3 protein-coding genes are annotated in these 2,857 nt (G+C 61.7%); 1 reads left to right on the forward strand and 2 read right to left on the reverse strand.

Features of this window, described 5'->3' with window-relative positions; all coding sequences use genetic code 11:
- Positions 1-694 (forward strand): potassium transporter TrkG (locus ACOI1H_RS24575; protein ID WP_422440863.1); only part of this gene is annotated, 694 nt, incomplete at its 5' end.
- Positions 695-811: 117 nt separating this feature from the next.
- On the opposite strand, the gene ACOI1H_RS24580 is transcribed toward ACOI1H_RS24575, so the two are convergent.
- Together ACOI1H_RS24580 and ACOI1H_RS24585 are read right to left on the reverse strand one after the other, a co-directional pair.
- Positions 812-1,987 (reverse strand): hypothetical protein, encoded by a 1,176-nt coding sequence (locus tag ACOI1H_RS24580; protein ID WP_422440865.1) that lies wholly within the window; start codon positions 1,985-1,987, stop codon positions 812-814.
- 6 nt (positions 1,988-1,993) lie between these two features.
- A complete protein-coding gene (locus ACOI1H_RS24585) occupies positions 1,994-2,812 on the reverse strand; it encodes a hypothetical protein (protein ID WP_422440866.1) in 819 nt (272 codons plus the stop codon).
- Positions 2,813-2,857: the final 45 nt, after the last annotated feature.

The following is a 2,857-nucleotide window of genomic DNA, read 5'->3' on the forward strand; positions in this document are numbered from 1 at the left end:
TCAGAAAAGAAGCTGGGCGCGCCTGACGATCCATTCCAAGCTGATGCTGGCCGGAACGGCCGGATTGACCGTGTTCGCCGCCATTACCTTTGCCGCGCTGGAGTGGCGCAATCCGGACACCCTGGCCGGGTTGAACGGCACCGGTGCGCGGCTGTGGGCCAGCTGGTTTCAGGCCGTCACGCCGCGCACGGCGGGATTCAACACCATCGACACCGGTGCAATGCACGACAGCACGACGCTGATGACCATGACGCTGATGGTTGTCGGCGGTGGCAGCACGTCCACCGCCGGTGGTATCAAGGTCACGACGCTGATCGTGCTGGTCTTGGCGACCATCGCCTTCTTTCGACGTCAGGCGACGCTTCACGTCTTCGGGCGCAGTCTGAAGATGGAGGAAGTGCTGAAGGTCATGGCCTTGACGACGGTCAGCATGCTGCTGGTCGCCACCGGCCTATTCGTGATCTCGATCAGCCACGACGGAGAATTTCTGGACCTGATGTTCGAGGTTACCTCGGCCTTCGGCACCGTCGGCCTGTCGCGGGGTGCCACGGCAGAGCTGGACCGCTTTGGCTTGTCGGTCCTGATGGTCGTGATGTTCTTCGGCCGCGTCGGACCCCTGACCATCGGCTTCTTTCTGGCCACCCGCAGCGTCCCGCGGGTCCGGTATCCGGCCGGTCAGATCTATCTGGGGTGATGGCGCACGCGCGCGCCCTGCCCCATCTCGTTCCGACCGACCGCGATCCCCGGGCGATCCGACTGTCCTGCGCGAGGCACACCCCGCGCGGGACAGTCGTTACAATTCCGGTGCCGATCAGACGACCGACATGACAGGCACGGCCGAGAAGTAGTCAGTATACTCGGCCGGCAGAGTCGAGGCGTCGGCGAGCGAGGTGGACGGAGCGCCTGCCGCATCGTAGGTCGTGACGCGGAACTCCCAGTTGTTGCTGTTGTCTCCGTCGTAAAGGACGACATCCGTCAGTTTGCCTGCGTCGTCGTACAGGCGCAGGGCCTGGTCTCCGCTGTCCTGAACCTGCAAACGGGACACCATGTCGCCGCTGGCATTGTAATGCGTCGCGATCGAGTCCCAGTTGAAGGCCCCCGTGGTGCCCGCACCTTCGTCCGTGACCAGCATGGAGTCCCGCACGCCGTCATTGCCATTCTCGATCACGGTGACACGACCGAGGTTGGTCGTCGTGACAGAGCTTTCGACGAACCGCGGCGTGATCGCGTCGCCCGCAACATAGGTCGTGACCTTGTCGGTCCAGAATTCACCGGCCAGGACTGCACCTGTCTGCGTCTGAGTGACCGTCATGATGACGTCGCCGATGACTGTATCGTCGTAGACCGACGTGACGCTGCGATCGTCGTCGTAGACGACGGTCTGCGACACGACGTTGCCATCCGCGATCGTCTTTCCGACGGATTTCCAGGCGTATTCACCATCGACCTTATCCGTTTCGCTGGTGGTTTCCGGGCTGGCGGTGTCCGTCGTGTCGACTGTCAGCGTTTGGATCACCTTGCCGTCAGCGTCATAGTCGAACGTGACCGTGACATCGTCGTCGCGCAGGACCTCGCTTGTGACGATCTTGCCGGATGCATTGTAGGTTGCCGTCACAGTCTCGTTGGTGCTGTCGTCGTTCACGTCGGTCTTGACGACCTGCGACAGGACCCCACCGGCGTAGGTGCGCACGACCGTGTCGGTATCGTCCATCACGGTGGTCGAGGCGGAGACGAGGCCGTCAGAACCATAGTTCGTCGTGATCGAATCCCAGGTCTTGAGGCCGAGGTGCGCGCTGGTCTCATGCACGGTGTCCGTGTCCGTCGTGACGACCTGCGTTGCAAAGTTGATGGTCTTCGTGCCGGCTACGCCGCCCGCGCCCACGGTCGCGATCTCGCGCTGGCCGAAGGTCTTGTCGATGGTCATTCCGTCGTCTTTAACCTGCTCTTCGGTCAAGAGCTTGCCGGCGGCATCATACGTCCGGGTCATGGGTTGTCAGGCTGTGGCACCCGAGACATCGTTGCGCGTCACCTCGGTCAGCACCCCGGCCGCATAGGTCTCGACGATCGTGTCGTTGTCGTCTTCGACCTTCGCGCGGCTGGTCAGCTTGCCATCGGCACCAAAGGCTTCCGTGATGGTCGACCAGCTTGCCGTCTCGCTGTCGGTCTGGACGACTGTGGTAAGCTTTCCACCGACGAGGGTTTCTGCGCGGGTCACACCGTTGTCGTAGGTATAGGTCCGCTCGACAGTCGCTACGCCTTCGGTCGTGGTGTAGGTCGTCTCGACCGATGACCAATCCGCTGAATCGGATGCTCCGTCGGTCTGTGTCCGGCTGACAAGTTTGCCCGCTTCATTGAACACGTCCGTCGTGGTCTGGCCGTTGGCCTGCGCCGTGGCTACGGTGTGCCCGCCGTTCACCAGGTCGTAGGTCGTGGTGATCGACGTGAACGGCTGACCTGACGAACCGGTGCGCACGGTCTGTGACAGGGCTCCGCCGATGTAGGTCTCGGTATTCGTGGTGCCGTTGTCGTAGGTCGTGACCTTGCTAGCCAAAGATTTAGATCCGGGCACGAAATTGCTTTCGATCGTGGACCACGTGTTATTGTTGCCGGCGTCTGCGCTGACGATCTTGCTGACGAAACCGTCCGTGGTCGTCTGGGTGATGACCAGACCGGATGTGGCTTTTGAGCCCGCGTCGTAGGTGGTGACACGCTCGACTTCGACGCCATTCGACTTTGTGATGAGCACGGTCGCCCAGTCGTACAGGTTGTCGGTGTCTGCTCTGAAAGAGGTCGTGATAACGGGATCGGCCATGACATGCTCCTCATATTTTGTGTGCGTCATGAGCCTCTTAGAGGC

Source organism: Loktanella sp. DJP18 (assembly GCF_049310965.1).
In the GTDB taxonomy this organism is placed as follows: domain Bacteria; phylum Pseudomonadota; class Alphaproteobacteria; order Rhodobacterales; family Rhodobacteraceae; genus Loktanella.